Genomic DNA, 16633 nt, shown 5'->3' on the forward strand with positions numbered 1-16633 from the left:
CGCCGTGTGGCGGGCGCCCACCCCCCGGTGCGCCCCCGGCGGCCCCCCCCCCCCGGGGGGGGCAAGCCTCGTCCTCCCGCCATTCAACTCCCTCCTGCTGCGCTTACATAACACGATGATTTACTCTAACATTCAGCCTGTTTAACGGGATCGGTAGAGGCGCATCATGGTGGAACTCAAAACGATCGGGCTGTTTCTGATCACGGCGGTGGCCGAAATCGTCGGCTGTTATCTGCCCTATCTCTGGCTGACACAGGGTCGGAGTGTCTGGCTGCTGCTGCCCGCAGGCTTGAGTCTGGTGCTGTTTGCCTGGCTGCTGTCACTGCATCCGACCGCCGCTGGCCGCGTCTATGCCGCCTATGGTGGCGTCTACATCTTCGTGGCCATCCTCTGGCTCTGGTTGGTGGATGGCATCAGGCCCACGCTGTGGGATCTGGTGGGGTCGCTGGTGGCCCTGGTCGGTATGGCCATCATCATGTTTGCACCGCGTCACGCCTGACGCCGGGCAGATGTCGGCAAGGAGAGATCATGGCAGTGATCAGAGTGGGTACCGGGCAGGATCTGGCGGGTTTGTTGAGTCTGTATCGGGAGCTGAGGCCCCATGATCCACCGCTGGTTGAAGCCGAGGCGGCTCTTGCCGCCTTGCTGGCCCAATCCCATGTGCGGCTTATCGTTGCCGAGGTGGAGGGTCAGCTTGCCGCCACCTGCCAGCTGGGGGTGATCCCCACGCTCACCAACGGTGGTCGGCCCTTTGGCATCATAGAGCACGTGATCACGGCGGCCCGCTTTCGACGTCAGGGGCTGAGCCAGCAAGTGCTCGAGCAGGCGCTGGCCCTCGCCTGGCAGCAGGATTGCTACAAGGTGATGCTGTTGTCGGGGGAAGGGCGCGAGGCAGCCCACCGCCTGTATGAAAAGCTGGGTTTCAAGGCCGGCATCGAGAAGGGATTCGTCATCAAGCAAGCGGATGTCCGGGATCGGCAGAGCCTTTCCGATGAGGCTATCTGTCCCACCCAACAAGAGTCAGAGCATGAAGATTGAACAGGCAAAGACGCGGGATCATCCGGCTCTGATCGCCCTCTGGGAAGCCTCGGTGCGTGCCACTCACCACTTTCTGCCAGAGGCGGAGATAGATGCCCTCAAGCCGCTGATCCTGGAGCACTATTTTGCCGCCGTCGATCTGGTCTTTGGCAGGGATGAGGCCGCTGGCATCGTCGGCTTTTACGGGGTACACGATGGCAATATCGAGATGCTGTTTATCGCACCCGAGACGAGAGGCTGCGGTGTTGGCCGCCAGCTGGTGGCCCACGCCATCAGCCGCCAAGGAGCGGCCCGGGTGGACGTCAACGAGCAGAATGCGCAGGCGCTTGGTTTCTACCAGCGCATGGGGTTTGTCGTGACGGGGCGCTCGCCACTGGATGGTCAGGGCAAACCCTATCCACTGCTGCATATGGTGCTGGCGGGTGTCGAAAAGGAGTGATCTATTCCGCCAATAAAAAAACCGCCTTTCAGCGGTTTTTTGTTTTTCAGTACGGGCAGCTCATGGCCGGCCTTACTCCTCGTTGGAGTTGTCCTGATAGCTGTCGCGCTGGGCCCGGGGCAGGCGGCGCATCGGGGTGAGCCCTGCGTCCACGCCACCGCGATCCTTCTGGCGCGCCGGCGCCGGTTGCTTGCTGCCATCGGCTTTGGGCTTGCCGGCTCCCGGCTTGCCTTTGCCCTTGGCGGGCGCCTTGGCATTGTGCTTGGCGTTGGCATGGCCACGATCCCGCGGCGGGTTTTGTACCGGCTTGCTGCCCGGCAGGGTCTGGCGAGTCGGTTTGCCGCTCGGCTCGTAGCCGGCCAGGATCTCGCTCGGTATGCTGAGGCCGATCAGGGACTCGATGGCCTTGAGCTGATCCTGTTCATCCTGGCTCACCAGGGAGATGGCTTCGCCGCCACGACCGGCACGGCCGGTACGGCCGATACGGTGGATATAATCCTCGGCCACCTGGGGCAGCTCGAAGTTGATCACATGGGGCAGCTGATCGATATCGAGACCACGGGCGGCGATGTCGGTGGCGACCAGCACCCGTACCTTGCCTTCCCGAAAATCTGCCAGCGCCCGGTTGCGGGCACCCTGGCTCTTGTCACCGTGGATGGCGACGGTATTGAGGCCGTCTTTTTCCATCTGCTGGGCGAGGCGGTCGGCGATCTGCTTGGTGCGTACGAACACCAGCACCCGTTGCCAGTTATTGCGGCCGATCATGTGGGAGAGCAGCTCGCGCTTGCGCTCGCGGTCGACCTTGATGATGCGTTGATTGACCTGCTCGGCCGTGCTGTTGCTCGGGCTCACCTCAATCAGGGTCGGGCTCTTTAGCAGATCGTCGGCCAGCTCCTTGATCTCGTTGGAGAAGGTGGCGGAGAACAGCAGCGTCTGCCGCTCTTCCGGTAGCGCCTTCATGATGCGGCGAATGTCGGTGATGAAGCCCATGTCGAGCATGCGATCCGCCTCATCGAGCACCAGCACTTCCAGCTCGGTCAGGGTGAGGGCGCGCTGGGTCAGCAGATCCAGCAGCCGGCCCGGGGTCGCGACCAGGATGTCGACGCCGAGCTTGATGGCGTCCAGGTTGGGCTTGATGCTGACGCCGCCGTAGGCGATCAGGGTGCGAAACGGCAGGTGATGGGCGTATTTGATGATGCTTTCGCCCACCTGGGCGGCCAGTTCACGAGTCGGGGTCAGCACCAGGGCGCGTACCTGACGACGGCCACCACGGCCATGGTTGGCCAGCAGACGGTGCAACATGGGCAGGGTGAAACCGGCCGTTTTGCCTGTGCCTGTCTGGGCGCCGCCCAGCACATCCTGACCTGCCAGCACGGCCGGAATGGCTTGCTGCTGGATGGGGGTTGGCTGTTCGTAACCCAATTCCTTGACGGCCCGCAGAATGTGCGGTGACAGACCCAGTTCGTTAAATGACATGTTCGAGAGAGACTCCTGAGGTGAGCCTTGGGCTCAACGCGTGACAGACATGCGCTGACGCCTGCTCTGTCACAACATAAGGTGCGGCGGGCCACCTTGGCAGCCAGCCACAACATAGAAAAGATAATGGGGGCGTAATATAGCAGATGTGCGACTTGCACGCAGCAGCCGTGTCACTTGCCCGGGCCGCGGTGCGAGTCTGGGCCCGGATCAGTCTGCTGGCGAGGCTCAGAGCAGGGCGCTTATCTCGTCCAGCAGGCTCTCTGGCTTGGTCTGGGGCGCGAAGCGCGCCACCACCTCGCCGTCGCGGTTGATGAGGAACTTGGTGAAGTTCCATTTGACGTTTTCCAGCCCCAGCAGCCCGGGTTTTTGCTGTTTCAACCAGCGATAGAAGGGGTGGGCGTACTCGCCGTTGACCTCGCACTTGGCCATGATGGGGAAGCTCACCGGGTAATCCAGCGAGCAGAAGCGGGCTATCTCGTCCGCATCCCCCGGCTCCTGATGGCCGAATTGATCGCAGGGAAAGCCGAGGATCACCAGCCCTTTGGGTCCCAGCTGCTGGTAGAGCGCTTCCAGCCCCGTGTATTGGGGGGTAAAACCGCAGCGGCTGGCCACGTTGACCACCAGGATGACCTGGCCTTGCAGGGCGGTGAGCGGGAGTTCGGAACCATCTAGGTGTTGCAGGGTGAGGTCGGGCAAAGACATGGTGCACTCCTGGGAGGATGGGGCCCATTCAGGGCGGTTGTCATGCACGTTAACGGGCCCGGGCGTCGGGGGCAAGTGGCATGTGCCCCGTTTGCGCCATGGCTCGCACGCGGTATGTCCTCATCCTTTTATGGCGCCGGATCACAGCATGAGCAGGCCGGTACGATAAAGGGCGCCTTCTGCGGCAGGATAGCGTATTGATGGTGGGACTTCTCAGGAGAAGCAATCTGGTTTGTGCCCAGGCCGGGAAGTCGCTAAAAAGCGCCCTCTCTCCACTTATTGTGAGTCACTCTTGGACTATCAAGCCGTCATGGATGCCATTTACACCCGGGGATGGGTGATAGTGGATGATTTTTTAACCGCCGCCGAGGTGGATGAGCTGAAAGCCTGCCTGCCAGGGGAGTGGCAACCGGCCGGGATCGGACGTGCCGCGCTGCATCAGGGCAACCCCGATATTCGCCGTGATCAGATCCACTGGCTGGAACCCGATCTTGGCGCGCCTGTGGCAGCCTATCTGGCCCGCATGGAATCCCTGCGCCTCGCCGCCAACCGCCTGCTGATGCTGGGGCTGTTCGATTACGAGGCGCATTTTGCCCGCTATCGCAGCGGGGATTTTTATGCCACCCACCGCGATGCCTTCGCCGGTCGCTCCAACCGCCGCCTCACCTCGGTCTTCTATCTCAACAACGACTGGCAACCGGGGGCGGGCGGTGTGCTCAGGGTCTACGACAACGACGAGCAGTTGCTGATGGATGTCTCTCCCAAGGGGGGACGGTTGGTACTGTTCCTGTCGGAGGAGTTTCCCCACGAGGTGCTGCCCGCCAATCGGGAGCGTTACAGCATCGCCGGCTGGTTTCGGGTCAATGGCAACGGCGTGGGACGCCTGGATCCGCCCCGCTGACGCCTTTTCGTCCAGTTTTTGACACAGGCAGGAATTTTTCAGGCTGTTGTCGGCGGATGGGGCTCCCATCGGCTGACAAGGCTTGATTTCCCTTGCTACACTGGCCCGCACTTGGCTTCGTCCGGTTTTTCAGTACGGTTGGATTATCAGATGGTCATGACGAGGCCGCTTTTCCCAAGGGATCACATCTAATGAAGAACATGCATGTCTTGCTGCTGTGCGGCGGCGGTGGCTCAGAACACGAAGTCTCTCTGCGCAGCGCCAATTTCCTCGAGCAACAACTCGGTTTCCTGCCCGGCGTCGAAGTGACCCGGGTCGAGATGTTTGCCGACCGCTGGCTCTCTGCCGACGGCCGCGAGTGCAAGCTGGGACTGGACAAGCTGCTCTCGTTTGACAGCGTGGCCCGTCCGGTGGACTACGTGGTGCCCTGCATCCACGGCTACCCGGGTGAGACCGGCGATCTGCAATCTTTCCTCGAGCTGGCGGGCCTGCCTTATCTCGGCTGCGATGCCGAGGCGAGCAAGATTTGCTTCAACAAGATCAGCACCAAGCTGTGGCTCTCCGCCATCGGCATTCCCAACACCCCGTATCTGTTCCTGACCGAACAGAACGATGCCGCCCTGACCGAGGCAAAAGCCGCCCTGGCCAAGTGGGGCAAGGTCTTCATCAAGGCCGCCTCCCAGGGCTCCTCCGTGGGCTGCTACTCCGCCAGCAACGAAGCCGACCTGTTGCAGGGCATCAAGGATGCCTTCGGTTACTCAGAGCAGGTGTTGATCGAAAAAGCGGTCAAGCCCCGCGAGCTGGAAGTGGCTGTCTACCAGTACGGTGACGAGCTGATTGCCACCTATCCTGGCGAGATCTGCGTGCCGCAGGACAAGTTCTACACCTATGAAGAGAAGTACAGCAGCGCCAGCCACACGGCGACCAGCCTCAAGGCCGAAGGCCTGACCCAGGCGCAGGCCGATGCGATCCACGAGTATGCCCTCAAGGCATTCCGTCAGCTGAAACTGACTCACCTGTCGCGCATCGACTTCTTCCTGACCGAAGAGGGCGAGATCCTGCTGAACGAAATCAATACCTTCCCCGGCATGACCTCCATCTCCATGTTCCCGAAACTGCTGGAGCATCACGGTCACAGCTTCGCCCACTACCTTGAGCGGATCCTGCGCAAACCCGCCTGAGGGACTTGCTGAACATGACAGAGGGGCCCACGGGCCCCTCTGTCGTTATTGCGGTCGGCGATGTCACATGGGATCGGGAGTGAACAGCCAGATATGCGCCCCTTGTGGATCTGCAATCAGGGCCATGCGCCCGACTCCCGGGATATTCATGGCAGGCACCACCACAGTGCCGCCGTGTTGATTGACCCGGCCCACCCTGGCATCCACGTCATCCACTGCGATATAGGTCGCCCAGTGGGGCGGTACGCCGGCCATCTCTGGATTGTCCCGGGTGGCCTGTACCCCGGCAATTGGCCTGCCATTGGCGACCAGCATGGGGTAGTTGCCGCCTTCCATCGCCATGGTCTGGCTCTCCCAGCCGAGCACCTCAGTGTAGAAACGGATCCCGGCCTCGGCGTCGGGGAGATAGAGCTCGTGCCAGGTGAAGGTAGTGCCTTCGGCCAGGGCGTGCTCGCGGGCCATGTCTTGTTCTGCCATCGTTATCCTCCTGTGTCCCATGCGTGGGTGCATGGGTTGACGACCAAGTATAGAGAGGCGTGGTGCCCCGGCTTGCCCCGGATGGGGGGCCTTGCTGCGCGGCGGACGGCTCGTTACAATCTGCCCCCATTTTTTCTCGCAACGTGCACCGCCAGAGCCGCGCCCCATGAAGCCAATCCCTGATCACGCCGTCAATCGCTTGCGCGTATGGCGCAAGAGCATCTCCACCCGACCTTTTCTCGCCCGTGGTGGCACAGTGCCACGTTGCGAGGCGTGTCAGCTGCGCCGCGACTGGTGCGCCTGCGAATGGCGCCCCGAGCTCAAGGCCGAGGCCGGCTTCTGCCTCTTGATGTACGACAGCGAGCCGATGAAGCCCTCCAATACCGGACGTCTCATCGCCGACGTCCTGCCCCAGACGACCTGGGCCTTCCTCTGGCAGCGCACCCAGCCCCATCCCGAGTTGTTGGCACTGCTGGCCGATCCCGTCTGGCAGCCCTATGTGGTGTTTCCCGCCTGCGAGAAAAACCCGGCGCGGGTGACCGAACGGGTCACGCTCGCCCCCGGCAAGAAGCCACTCTTCATCCTGCTGGATGGCACCTGGCCCGAGGCGCGCAAGATGTTCAACATGAGCCCCTATCTGGATGGCTTCCCCGTGCTGGTGGTCAAGCCGGATGCGCTCTCCACCTATGGCATGCGGGTCGCCAACTGCGACGAGCACCTCTGCACCGCCGAAGTGGCGGCCTGCGTGCTGGAGGTGGCGGGGGAGCTGCAGGCAGGCCAGGCGTTGCAGCTCTGGTTCAATCTGTTCAGCCGCCGTTATATGGCCGGTCGCGTAAGCCGGGCGCCCGGTGAGGATGAAGTGCAACTGCAACATGCGCTGGCGGCGATAAAGGAAGACATACTCGCTGAGGCGTTGGCCGATAGCGCCGTCTAATGGGGGAAAGGGACTGACGAGAAGAGACCAACAAGACTGATGAAAATCAGGAATCAATTGGCTGCCATCGTTTCGTTAGCCTCATGAGCGAGAGACCGCTAGGATAGCGACCAGCTTGACTCATTCAGGTTTCCGGCGCGGGTGCGGCGGGCACCACAATCACACGAGGTCTATGGATGGAATTGGAACTGTACACGCTTGTCGCCCTGTTCGGGGTGGCGCTCATCGCCGGCTTTATCGACGCCATCGCCGGCGGCGGCGGCCTCCTGACGGTGCCAGCCCTGCTGGCTACCGGCATGCCGCCAGCCCTGGTGCTCGGCACCAACAAGCTGCAGAGCAGTTTCGGCTCCTTCTCCGCCACCTGGTTCTATGCCCGCAAGGGGCTGCTGGAGTGGGCCATGATCTGGCCCGCGGTGATCTGCACCTTCATCGGCGCAGCCATCGGCACCCTGGCGGTGCAGACCATAGACGCCGCCATCCTGGAGCGGCTGCTGCCCTTCCTGCTGATGGCGTTTGCCTGCTACTTCTTCTTCTCCCCCAGGGTGAGCGATGCCGAGAGCCAGCGCCGCCTCACTCCCATGCTGTTTGCCTTGCTGGTGGGCGGCGGGGTGGGTTTTTATGACGGCTTCTTCGGGCCGGGTACGGGGTCGTTCTTTGCCATCGGCTTCGTGGCGCTGGCGGGCTTTGGCATGGCGCGGGCCACGGCCCACACCAAGTTGCTCAACTTGACCTCCAACATCGCCTCCCTGCTGTTCTTCGCCCTTGGTGGCAAGGTGGTGTGGAGCGTCGGCTTCTGCATGGCGCTGGGCCAGTTTATCGGCGCCCGTGCCGGCTCCAAGCTGGTGTTGAAGAAAGGGGTCAAGCTCATCAAGCCGCTGCTGGTGACCGTCTCCCTGCTGATGTCGGCCAAGCTGGTGTGGAGCCAGTATCCCGAGCTGTTTGCCTGGGTCGGCTAGGTGATGTCACCTGCTGATGTCTGTTGCAGCATTCTGGCCTGGAGCCAGTATCCCGAGCTGTTTGCCTGGGTCGGCTAGGTGATGTCACCTGCTGATGTCTGTTGCAGCATTCTGGCCTGGAGCCAGCATCCCGAGCTGTTTGCCTGGCTGGTGTAACGGCCGCTTCGTGGCATGAGTCAGCCAACAGGGCCCGATCCGCTGGATCGGGCCCTGTTGCTTTGTGGCGCTCACACGGTCAGCGGGCGGAAATGGGCCTGCAGGGCCTGCACCAGATGGGCAATCCGTGCGCGCTTGAGGCTGTTTGGCCGGTAGACCAGGTGCAGCGGGCGGGCGAGCCCGGGCAAGGGACGCGCCTTCTCTCCCTGTTCCCCCACCAGCGCCAGCAGGCCGGCCGGCAGCAGCACCGGCCCTATGCCCGCCTTGGCCAGTTCGATCAATGCCAGATAGGAGTCCAGCTCCATGGCGGGCACCATGCCCAATTGCGCCAGGGGTTCACGCAGGTAGCGGTTGGAGGGGTTATCCAGATCCATGGTCAGGATCTTGCGCCTGTGCTTCTGCTCGAACGGCCGCTGATCTGCCGGCACCCCCTCATCCTGATCGTTTCCCACCAGATAGAAGGGCTCCTCCAGCAACAGCTCGGCTCCCAGGCCATGGCCGGGAGGCAGGCGTCCGGCACAGATGCCGAGCAGGGCGTCGCCACTGCGCACCCGCGCCAGGATCACCGGGGTGTGATGGGTGGAGAGGGCAATATGAGGATCGCGGCCGAGGTAGTCGTGCATGAAGCGGGCGAGGTAGCCCGCCAGCAGGGTTTCGGAGCAGGCGACGGGCAGGGGAGTCAGATCGGTGAGGGTCTGGCTGTCGGCCAGCACCCCCTTCATCTCGGCGAGACTCGGGGCCACCCGGTCGAGCAGCTCCTGCGCCTGCGGGGTGAGCCGGATCTGGCGGCCATCCGGCTCTATCAACTTCTTGCCGAGGCGCTGCTCCAGTTGGGCAATGCGCTTGCTCACTGCCGACTGGCTGATGTAGAGGCGACTGGCCACCTTGGCCATGGTGCCCTCGCTTGCCAGCAGACTGAGTGTCTCCAGCCCTTCCAGTAACATCCTGCCCCCTAGTGTTGCCATCACGCAGATCGAATGGCGCTACCTTAGGGGCTGACGGCCTCAGGAGCAAGTGTCGTTCGCTGCCTTGGCTGGCCGCCAGCGCCACTCCCGCACGGGCGGGGCGAAGATCACCAGGTTGCCGAGCAGGCTGATCACCACTCCCACCACAGAGACAGTCTGCCAGACGAATCCCTCATACAGGGTGGAGAGGCTGAGGGCCACCAGGGGAAACAGCACAGTGGCGTAGGAGGCCTTGCTGGCACCAATCCGGCCCACCAGCGTGAGGTAGGCGGTGAAGGCGATGACAGAGCCGAACAGGGCGAGATAGAGCATGGCTGCCAGATAGTGACCGTCGGTCGGTATGGTGAGGGGCTGGCCGAGCAGGGTAACCCAGCCCAGCAACAGCACAACCCCGTACGCCATGCCCCAGGGCACCAGTTGCAGCACGTGGTAGCCGTGGCGCTGGCCACGGGCAGAGACCAGATTGCCGAGCGAGAAGCAGAGGGTGCCGCCACAGGCCAGCAGCAGCCCCTTCCAGCCGTTTGCACCCAGTTGCGCATCCGCCAGCACGGGCCAGAACAGCAGCAGGGTGCCAAGCAGCCCCAGCAAGGATCCTTGCAGCCAGCGCAGGTTGGGGCGTTTGCCCTCGAACAGCCAGAGATTGAGACCGTTGAAGATGCTGGCACTGGCGAAGATCACCGCCGACAGGCCACTCGGAATATAGAGGGTGGCGTGATAGAAGCAGAGGAAGTTGGTGGAAAAGAGCAGGGCGCCGAGCAGGGCCGCGTAGCGCTGGCCCGCCCAGGGCAGACGCGGGAAGCGGCCGCTGACGGTGAGCAGGGCAAACAGCGCCAGCGCCGCCAGCAGGAAGCGATAGAGCACGGACACCTCGATGGGAATGGGGCCGAGCTGCCAGGCGATGGCGATCCAGGTGCTGCCCCAGATAAGGACGGTGGCAAGGTAGAGCAGTAGGTTCATGAGGGATCCGTTGACGTGAAGAGGGCATGAGGATCAGCATGGCGCGGGCCGGAGCGACTGGCTTGCACCATCTTGCGGTTTTTTCCGCAGGGTCGCAGCGTTTGGTCCAGCGGCGCGGTAAGATGGCCATCAGGCATGAAGGGCGGGGCATAAAGGGTGCAGCAGATGAGAGGGGCAGGGGTATTCGATGCACTGGTCAGCACGGGGGCGCGGCTGGAAGACTCCTGCTGGCTGGAGCCCGGCCTTGGGGTGGCCAGCTGGCGCAACCGCTACGATCAGACCCGCTACCACAAGCCGGGCCACCACACCCTGAGCGTCTATCTACAGGGGGGCGAGCAGACCGAGCGCCTCGATGGCCCCGGCGGTCATGGCGGCACCGGCAAGGTGTGCATCATGCCGGACCACCACAGATCCGAGTGGCTGGTGCGCGAAGAGTTTCGCTTCTTCCACCTCTACTTCACCCCGGCCCACCTCACCCGCATCGCCGAGCAGGCCTGCGACAAGGAGGGGCGCCATCTGCTGCTGGAAGACAAGACCTTCATCGACGACCCGCAGGCGGCGGCACTGGTGCAGGCCCAGCTGATGAAGCTGGAGTGGCAGCACGGTGTCGATCGCATGGCGCTCTCCCACGGTGCCTGGATGCTGATGCTGCACGCCTACCGCCACCACACCCGGGAGGCGCCGAGTCTGCCCGAGGTGCGTGGCGGCCTGGCACCCGGGGTGATCCGGCGGGTGCAGGAGTACCTGCTGGCCCATCTGGCCGAGCCCGTCACCCTGGCCCAGCTGGCACAGGAGGCGGGTCTGAGCGAATACCACTTCGCCCGCATGTTCGGCCAGAGTCTGGGGTGTCCGCCCCATCGCTACCTGCAGGGGCTGCGCCTCAAACGGGCCAAGCAGCTGCTGGCAGGCCCCGAGCCCCTAGCCAGCATCGCCATCTTGTGCGGCTTCTCTTCCCAGGCCCACTTTGGCAACCGTTTTCGCGAGGCATTTGGCCTCACGCCGGGCCAGTGGCGCGCGCAATTGTCATCCTATCGTCACAGATAACGCTGAGACTCTGGGTAAAACAGGTGTACCATCTACCACTTACCCATTGAAAGGAATGCCCATTGAATTATCGCAAACGTCAGACCCGTACCCGCCACCTGTGGTTCAGCCACTGGAATGCCCCCCAAGATCGCACCTGTATTCCCACCCCTCCCGAACCCGTAGTGCCTCACAGTTCCCGCTGAAAATCGACACGACCCGATAGGATTTTTCCGGCAACTTTGCCACTATTGCGCCATCAGGATGGACTGGATATGGCCGCATGTTTCTGGAACGCATTGAAGTCAAAGGTTTTCGCGGGATAAATCGCCTCTCGCTCGGGCTGGATAACACCACGGTTCTCATCGGTGAGAACGCCTGGGGCAAGTCCAGTCTGCTGCGCGCCCTCTGGTGCCTGCTGGGGCAGGATGCCGAACCCTATCAGTTCGAGGCCGACGATTTTCACCAGCCGGAAGACCCCGAACTCGCCCCCGCCCGCAACTTGCAACTGGTGCTCACCTTCAGTGAGCACAGACCCCAGATGTGCCTGCACTCCCATCGTCTGGCCCGGCTGGGTGCCTCCTGGGTCAAGCACAAAGACAAATTCCACCGTATCCACTATCGCGCCAGCGCCGAGCTGGAGGCCGACGGCTCCGTGACCACCACCCATGACTTTCTCGACGGCATCGGCAAGAGCCTGCCCATCGACAATGCCCATGAACTGGTCTGCCTGCTGATCACCATGAACCCGGTATTCCGGCTGCGGGATGCCCGCACCGCCCGCAGCGGGGTGGAGGTGCTGAAGTGGAGCGATCTGTCGCAGAACCGGCTGAGTCAGCTGGCCAACAAGCTGATCGACGAGCCCCAGCGCATCGGCGAGCCCGAGCTCAAAGAGGCATTGCAGGCGGTGCGCCAGCTGATGGATCACTACTTCAATGCCCTGGCCCCCATCAAGAACAAGCCCCGCAGCCAGCGGGACATAGTCAACCGCCCCATGACACTGCGCAACCCCGGCAATCTGCAGGCGCTGCTGCGCAATGCCGACAACCGGGCGCTGCAGCTGGCGATGGCGGGCATGGCGGCCACTCTGCTCAACGCCCGTGGCAATCGCGAGCTGGAGCAGGGCGCGCGCCCCATCATGATCCTGGAAGATCCCGAGAGTCGCCTGCACCCCACCATGCTGGCTCTGGCCTGGGGCCTGCTCGAACAATTGCCTGGCCAGAAATTGCTCACCACCAACTCGGGAGACTTGCTCTCCTCCCTGCCCCTGAATCAGGTGCGCCGTCTGGTGCGCCGCCAGCAGGACATCGTCTGCCATCAGCTCGGTGGCGAGCGTTACAGCAGCGATGATCTGCGCAAGATTGCTTTCCACGTACGCATCAACCGCCCCATGTCGATGTTTGCCCGCTGCTGGTTGCTGGTGGAGGGGGAGACAGAGATCTGGCTGCTCTCCGAGCTGGCCCAGATCTGCGGTTACAGCCTGCGGGCGGAAGGGGTGCGCATCATAGAGTTCGCCCAGTGCGGCCAGTCGCCCCTCATCAAGGTGGCGCGCGACTTTGGCATAGAGTGGCATCTGCTCACCGATGGCGACGAGGCGGGGCTCAAATACGCCACCTCGGCCCGTGCGCTGCTCAAGGGAGAGCGGGAGCGGGATCGGCTGACCCAACTGCCGGCGGCGGACATAGAGCACTACCTCTATCACAACGGTTTCGAGGCGGTGTTCAGGCGCGAGGCCGGCGTCGGCGGCCGCTCGACCCTCAATGCCGGGCGCATCATCAACAAGGCCATTCACCACCGCAGCAAGCCGGGCATGGCGCTGGCGGTGGTTGAAGAAGCGGAGCGCCTCGGCGGCGAGCATATCCCGCCGGTGATCCGCCAGATGTTTGCCAAGGTGGTGGCGCTGGCGCGCGGTCAGGGCTGATCCGCTCGTCTGCGCCCTGGCATATGAAGTCTCAAATCACTCTGTTGCCCGACAGGCAGGGCGCTGGCCACCAATTTCCTCGCCGGCGGTAGCAGGGATTGGGGATGGACGTGGGTTTGGGTATACTCGCCCCCTTCTCTGGCGCCCCACAGGCGCATCCCAAATCCTTGCTGCTGGAGGCGTCATGTTCGTCCAACTCCCTTTTTGGCTCTTTCCCCTGACCGGCCTGATGGCGCTGGGGGCGCTCATCGCTCTCGGCATAGTGCTGTGGCGCGGTGACATCTGCCCGGGCCAGCGCTCGCGGATCACGGCCCAGCTCTTCTCCATCTGGGTGATCACCGGCCTTTCCCTGATGCTGGCGGTGGAGGCCAAGGTGGCGAGCTGGTTGATCTGGAGCGGTGGCGCCGCGTTGATCCTGGGGATAGTGCTGTCGCTGGCCCAGTCCCGGCTGGAGGGCAAGCGGGCCATCCCGTCCACCCTGCTCTGGTTGCCTGCCATGCCGCTGCTGGTCTATGGCGTCGGCTTGCTGCAAATTCAGGGCTGGTTGAGCGGCCTGCTGCAGATGACCTTGCTGGGAGCGGCCTTCGCGCACCTGATGCTGCTGCGGGCGCGTCACCGCCTGCAGGCCTTCAACCTGCTGCTGCCTTTGGCCGGGCTGGTGGCTGCCATTCTGAGCCTGCTCTGGCTGGCGGTGCTGGTGGGCTGGCAGGGCAGTGGCGCTGAGCTGGATGCCCTGATCCCCGGTGTGCTGACCCAGGCCATCTTGCTGATTGCGGCCCTGCTGCTCTGGTTCAGCCCCATTTATCAACAGCGGGAGACGGCGCCCGTGGTGGTCTCCACCGCCCTGTGCGGCCTCATCATTGCCCAGCTAGCGGCGACCAGCGTGCTGCACCAGCTGGTCTGATCGCTCCTCGCATGAATGCAAAAAGCCCCCCTGAGCCGTTCAGGGGGGCTTTTTGCTGGTTGCAACCCGGGTCTAGTAGAAGTCGTCGGCCCCGCAGATAAAGAGGCAGCTGCTGCGCGGCTGGGCCAGGTATTCCCGGGTCAGCCCCTCCAGCGGCATGCCGAAGGTGCATATGTCATGGGGTGAGGGCAGGGCGGTATCCAGGATCCTGCGCCAGTAACCGCCCACCCCCTTGGGCGGGCTCGGCAGGTTGAAGGTGAGCGGCTCCCAGTAGGCGTTGAACAGCACATAGAGCGCCAGCTTGGTTTCGCTGGAGAGCGCCGACATGGCGATGGCGTGGGAGTGGGGGCTGAAGTCCGGCTGGGCTGCATTGACTCCGTGCCAGCAGATCTCGCTGTGACGCAGGATCTCGGTCAGCGACAGCGGCATGCTCTCCTGCTCGGGGCGCTGGAACAGGTGCTTGCGATACTGGATCAGCTCCTTCATAAAGCGGAACATCTCCTGCCCCATGACGCCGGGCTGCCAGTTCATCCAGCAGGTCTCGTTGTCTTGGCAGTAGCCGTTGTTGTTGCCGTGCTGGGTACGCAGTACCTCATCCCCCATCAGCAGCATGGGGGAACCCACCGACAGCAGGGTCGCCACCATCATGTTCTTGGCCTGGCGCACCCGCAGGGCATTGATCTGGAGATCCTCGGTCGGCCCCTCCTGGCCATGGTTCCAGCTGAAGTTGTGATCGCAGCCGTCCCGGTTCTCTTCACCGTTGGCCTCGTTGTGCTTGTGGTCATGGCTGGCCCAGTCCCACAGGGTGAAGCCGTCGTGGCAGGTGACGAAGTTGATGCTCTTCTCCGGATCGGCGTGGTGGTAGTGGTAGATGTCAGGGCTGCCGCACAGTCGCTCCACGAAGGTGGCGACGGCGTTGTCATCCCCGCGCAGGAAGTGGCGTACATCGTCCCTGAACTGGCCGTTCCATTCACGCCAGCGCGCACCGGCCAGGCTGCCCACCTGATAGAGTCCCCCGGCATCCCAGGCCTCGGCAATGAGCTTGATGTCGGCGATGCGGGGATCCGTGTCTATGGTGCGCAGGGTCGGTGCATTGGCCTGGGGCATGCCGGACTCGTCCCGCGACAGTATGGCGGCCAGATCGAAGCGAAAGCCGTCCACGTGCATCTCCTGGCGCCAGAAGTGGAGGCTGTCCATGATCATGCGCAGCACCACCGGGTGGGCGCCGTTGAAGGTGTTGCCGCAGCCCGAGTAGTTGGTGTCCTTCTGATTGGCGTCGAGGATGTAGTAGGCCTCGTTGTCGATACCGCGAAACGAGAAGGTGGGGCCATCGTCGCCTCCCTCGGCCGTGTGGTTGTAGACCACGTCCAGGATCACCTCGATGTTGGCCTTGTGCAGCGCCTTGACCATGTCGCGAAACTCGGTGAGCGGATCAGGGCCGCTGGCATATTGGGCGTGAGGGGCGAAGAACGACATGGGGCTGTAGCCCCAGTAGTTGGAGAGCCCCTTGGGGGCATCCTGGGGATCGAACTGGAACACCGGCAGCAGCTCGACGGCCGTAACGCCGAGAGATTGCAGATAGGGGATCTTCTCGATGAGGCCAAGATAAGTGCCGCGCAGGGCGGGATCCACCCCTGAGCTTGGCGACTTGGTAAATCCCCCCAGGTGCAGCTCGTAGATCACCGAGCGGGAGAGGGAGTGGGCGGGTAGCTTGTCGCCCTCCCAGTCGTAGTCGAGGGTATCCACCACCCGGTTCTTGGCGCACACAGCCAGGTTGCTGCCGGGGCGGGCCGCCGCCCAGCGGTCGTAAGTCGGCCCCAGCTCGATGCTGCGACCATAGGGATCCAGCAGCACCTTGTCCGCATCGAAGCGGGTGCCGTAGTAGGGACGCCAAGGACCCTGAATACGATAGGCATAACGCTGACCCAGTGGCAGGCCTTCTATGTGGATGTGCCAGTAGTAAGCGGTGCGGTTGAGACGGGGTGACAAAGGGATCACCTCCGGAGTGGTATCGTCGGCACTGGCGAACAGCAGCAGTTCGACCCGACTGGCCAGACGGGCCCAGATGGCAAAATTGACGCCGTCGTTCTCGGGTGTGGCCCCCAATTGACGGCAATGACCGGCGGAGATGCGCATGATAAACCTACCCAAAAGGAGGAGTTACACTCCATTTGAGTGTAGTGCGCCAAGCTGGCCCCAAACCTGCTTGTCTGAAAAAACAGCGTCCTGTTGCAAAATTCTTCAAATTGTGCCGCTTTAACCTACGAATGAAGTTTTTTTAGGATATTTACTTGCAATCTGAGCGCTGGCGCCTATTATTGGCGACCTCAGACGCGGGGTGGAGCAGCTCGGTAGCTCGTCGGGCTCATAACCCGAAGGTCGTCAGTTCAAATCTGGCCCCCGCAACCAACTATTTGTGCTCATGGCGAGGCTGATGCCAAGCGGTGAACGTAAAGACAGCACGCTACTTCTGCTCGGTAGTATGCGGTGATAAAGGCAGTACAATTCGGACGCGGGGTGGAGCAGCTCGGTAGCTCGTCGGGCTCATAACCCGAAGGTCGTCAGTTCAAATCTGGCCCCCGCAACCAACTATTTGTGCT

Annotated in this window: 17 protein-coding genes and 2 tRNA genes; 13 read left to right on the forward strand and 6 right to left on the reverse strand. The window is 62.8% G+C overall.

Annotated elements, in window-relative coordinates; translation table 11 throughout:
• Positions 1–166 precede the first annotated feature (166 nt).
• The 3 genes from ACW5XD_RS23400 to ACW5XD_RS23410 are packed head-to-tail and all read left to right on the forward strand — an operon-like array spanning position 167 to position 1477.
• Positions 167–499, forward strand: a complete 333-nt coding sequence (locus ACW5XD_RS23400; RefSeq protein ID WP_456496951.1) for a YnfA family protein — start codon at positions 167–169, stop codon at positions 497–499.
• A 29-nt stretch (positions 500–528) separates the two neighbouring features.
• The gene (locus ACW5XD_RS23405) at positions 529–1038 is read left to right on the forward strand and encodes a GNAT family N-acetyltransferase (RefSeq protein ID WP_456496952.1); all 510 of its coding nucleotides are present in this window, start codon (positions 529–531) and stop codon (positions 1036–1038) included.
• Complete coding sequence (locus ACW5XD_RS23410; protein ID WP_456496953.1) at positions 1028–1477, forward strand: acetyltransferase; 450 nt, start codon at positions 1028–1030, stop codon at positions 1475–1477. The genes ACW5XD_RS23405 and ACW5XD_RS23410 overlap by 11 nt, the downstream gene beginning before the upstream one ends.
• Before the next feature lie 72 nt (positions 1478–1549).
• Here ACW5XD_RS23410 and ACW5XD_RS23415 read toward each other — a convergent pair whose 3' ends face one another.
• Both ACW5XD_RS23415 and ACW5XD_RS23420 read right to left on the reverse strand, forming a co-directional pair.
• Positions 1550–2953 carry a DEAD/DEAH box helicase gene (locus tag ACW5XD_RS23415; RefSeq protein ID WP_290065740.1) on the reverse strand — a complete coding sequence of 468 codons (1404 nt, stop codon included), beginning with the start codon at positions 2951–2953 and terminating at the stop codon, positions 1550–1552.
• Positions 2954–3181: 228 nt separating this feature from the next.
• Positions 3182–3658, reverse strand: coding sequence for a glutathione peroxidase (locus tag ACW5XD_RS23420; RefSeq protein WP_456496954.1), 477 nt, complete (start codon positions 3656–3658; stop codon positions 3182–3184).
• 292 nt (positions 3659–3950) lie between these two features.
• On the opposite strand from ACW5XD_RS23420, the gene ACW5XD_RS23425 reads away from it, so the two are divergent.
• Together ACW5XD_RS23425 and ACW5XD_RS23430 are read left to right on the forward strand one after the other, a co-directional pair.
• Entirely contained in the window at positions 3951–4559 is a 609-nt protein-coding gene (locus ACW5XD_RS23425) for a 2OG-Fe(II) oxygenase (RefSeq protein ID WP_043557771.1), read from the forward strand.
• 191 nt (positions 4560–4750) lie between these two features.
• Positions 4751–5740 (forward strand): D-alanine--D-alanine ligase, encoded by a 990-nt coding sequence (locus ACW5XD_RS23430; protein WP_456496955.1) that lies wholly within the window; start codon positions 4751–4753, stop codon positions 5738–5740.
• A 63-nt stretch (positions 5741–5803) separates the two neighbouring features.
• Here the strand turns inward: ACW5XD_RS23430 and ACW5XD_RS23435 are convergent, their stop codons facing one another.
• The gene (locus tag ACW5XD_RS23435; RefSeq protein WP_456496956.1) at positions 5804–6217 is read right to left on the reverse strand and encodes a VOC family protein; all 414 of its coding nucleotides are present in this window, start codon (positions 6215–6217) and stop codon (positions 5804–5806) included.
• A 166-nt stretch (positions 6218–6383) separates the two neighbouring features.
• On the opposite strand from ACW5XD_RS23435, the gene ACW5XD_RS23440 reads away from it, so the two are divergent.
• On the forward strand, positions 6384–7151 hold the full coding sequence (locus ACW5XD_RS23440) for a tRNA-uridine aminocarboxypropyltransferase (RefSeq protein WP_456496957.1): 768 nt from the start codon (positions 6384–6386) through the stop codon (positions 7149–7151).
• A 176-nt stretch (positions 7152–7327) separates the two neighbouring features.
• A complete protein-coding gene (locus tag ACW5XD_RS23445) occupies positions 7328–8107 on the forward strand; it encodes a TSUP family transporter (protein ID WP_290018026.1) in 780 nt (259 codons plus the stop codon).
• Between the two features lie 227 nt (positions 8108–8334).
• Here the strand turns inward: ACW5XD_RS23445 and ACW5XD_RS23450 are convergent, their stop codons facing one another.
• Together ACW5XD_RS23450 and ACW5XD_RS23455 are read right to left on the reverse strand one after the other, a co-directional pair.
• The gene (locus ACW5XD_RS23450; RefSeq protein ID WP_456496958.1) at positions 8335–9207 is read right to left on the reverse strand and encodes a LysR family transcriptional regulator; all 873 of its coding nucleotides are present in this window, start codon (positions 9205–9207) and stop codon (positions 8335–8337) included.
• 60 nt (positions 9208–9267) lie between these two features.
• A complete protein-coding gene (locus tag ACW5XD_RS23455; protein WP_456496959.1) occupies positions 9268–10185 on the reverse strand; it encodes a DMT family transporter in 918 nt (305 codons plus the stop codon).
• 165 nt (positions 10186–10350) lie between these two features.
• Between ACW5XD_RS23455 and ACW5XD_RS23460 the strand changes: the two genes are divergently transcribed.
• The 4 genes from ACW5XD_RS23460 (at position 10351) to ACW5XD_RS23475 (ending at position 14033) form a co-directional block, all read left to right on the forward strand.
• Entirely contained in the window at positions 10351–11229 is an 879-nt protein-coding gene (locus tag ACW5XD_RS23460; RefSeq protein WP_378040519.1) for a helix-turn-helix domain-containing protein, read from the forward strand.
• Positions 11230–11291: 62 nt separating this feature from the next.
• Positions 11292–11414, forward strand: coding sequence for a hypothetical protein (locus tag ACW5XD_RS23465; RefSeq protein WP_456496960.1), 123 nt, complete (start codon positions 11292–11294; stop codon positions 11412–11414).
• Positions 11415–11491: 77 nt separating this feature from the next.
• Positions 11492–13129, forward strand: a complete 1638-nt coding sequence (locus ACW5XD_RS23470; RefSeq protein WP_456496961.1) for an ATP-dependent endonuclease — start codon at positions 11492–11494, stop codon at positions 13127–13129.
• A 184-nt stretch (positions 13130–13313) separates the two neighbouring features.
• The gene (locus ACW5XD_RS23475; protein ID WP_456496962.1) at positions 13314–14033 is read left to right on the forward strand and encodes a hypothetical protein; all 720 of its coding nucleotides are present in this window, start codon (positions 13314–13316) and stop codon (positions 14031–14033) included.
• Between the two features lie 72 nt (positions 14034–14105).
• Here ACW5XD_RS23475 and glgX read toward each other — a convergent pair whose 3' ends face one another.
• Positions 14106–16169 (reverse strand): glycogen debranching protein GlgX, encoded by a 2064-nt coding sequence (gene glgX, locus ACW5XD_RS23480; protein WP_456496963.1) that lies wholly within the window; start codon positions 16167–16169, stop codon positions 14106–14108.
• Positions 16170–16365: 196 nt separating this feature from the next.
• Between glgX and ACW5XD_RS23485 the strand changes: the two genes are divergently transcribed.
• Both ACW5XD_RS23485 and ACW5XD_RS23490 read left to right on the forward strand, forming a co-directional pair.
• Positions 16366–16442 (forward strand) — tRNA-Met (locus tag ACW5XD_RS23485).
• Positions 16443–16544: 102 nt separating this feature from the next.
• Positions 16545–16621, forward strand: a tRNA-Met gene (locus ACW5XD_RS23490).
• The last annotated feature ends 12 nt before the right edge of the window (positions 16622–16633 follow it).

The organism is Aeromonas enterica (assembly GCF_054052465.1).

Excerpts from the sequence above, each read along its gene's own strand:
- ACW5XD_RS23400 (WP_456496951.1), top strand. The coding sequence starts at position 167 with ATGGTGGAACTCAAAACGATCGGGCTGTTTCTGATCACGGCGGTGGCC.
- ACW5XD_RS23405 (WP_456496952.1), top strand. The coding sequence starts at position 529 with ATGGCAGTGATCAGAGTGGGTACCGGGCAGGATCTGGCGGGTTTGTTG.
- ACW5XD_RS23410 (WP_456496953.1), top strand. The coding sequence starts at position 1,028 with ATGAAGATTGAACAGGCAAAGACGCGGGATCATCCGGCTCTGATCGCC.
- ACW5XD_RS23415 (WP_290065740.1), bottom strand. The coding sequence starts at position 2,953 with ATGTCATTTAACGAACTGGGTCTGTCACCGCACATTCTGCGGGCCGTC.
- ACW5XD_RS23420 (WP_456496954.1), bottom strand. The coding sequence starts at position 3,658 with ATGTCTTTGCCCGACCTCACCCTGCAACACCTAGATGGTTCCGAACTC.
- ACW5XD_RS23430 (WP_456496955.1), top strand. The coding sequence starts at position 4,751 with ATGAAGAACATGCATGTCTTGCTGCTGTGCGGCGGCGGTGGCTCAGAA.
- ACW5XD_RS23435 (WP_456496956.1), bottom strand. The coding sequence starts at position 6,217 with ATGGCAGAACAAGACATGGCCCGCGAGCACGCCCTGGCCGAAGGCACT.
- ACW5XD_RS23440 (WP_456496957.1), top strand. The coding sequence starts at position 6,384 with ATGAAGCCAATCCCTGATCACGCCGTCAATCGCTTGCGCGTATGGCGC.
- ACW5XD_RS23445 (WP_290018026.1), top strand. The coding sequence starts at position 7,328 with ATGGAATTGGAACTGTACACGCTTGTCGCCCTGTTCGGGGTGGCGCTC.
- ACW5XD_RS23450 (WP_456496958.1), bottom strand. The coding sequence starts at position 9,207 with ATGTTACTGGAAGGGCTGGAGACACTCAGTCTGCTGGCAAGCGAGGGC.
- ACW5XD_RS23455 (WP_456496959.1), bottom strand. The coding sequence starts at position 10,185 with ATGAACCTACTGCTCTACCTTGCCACCGTCCTTATCTGGGGCAGCACC.
- ACW5XD_RS23460 (WP_378040519.1), top strand. The coding sequence starts at position 10,351 with ATGAGAGGGGCAGGGGTATTCGATGCACTGGTCAGCACGGGGGCGCGG.
- ACW5XD_RS23470 (WP_456496961.1), top strand. The coding sequence starts at position 11,492 with ATGTTTCTGGAACGCATTGAAGTCAAAGGTTTTCGCGGGATAAATCGC.
- ACW5XD_RS23475 (WP_456496962.1), top strand. The coding sequence starts at position 13,314 with ATGTTCGTCCAACTCCCTTTTTGGCTCTTTCCCCTGACCGGCCTGATG.
- glgX (WP_456496963.1), bottom strand. The coding sequence starts at position 16,169 with ATGCGCATCTCCGCCGGTCATTGCCGTCAATTGGGGGCCACACCCGAG.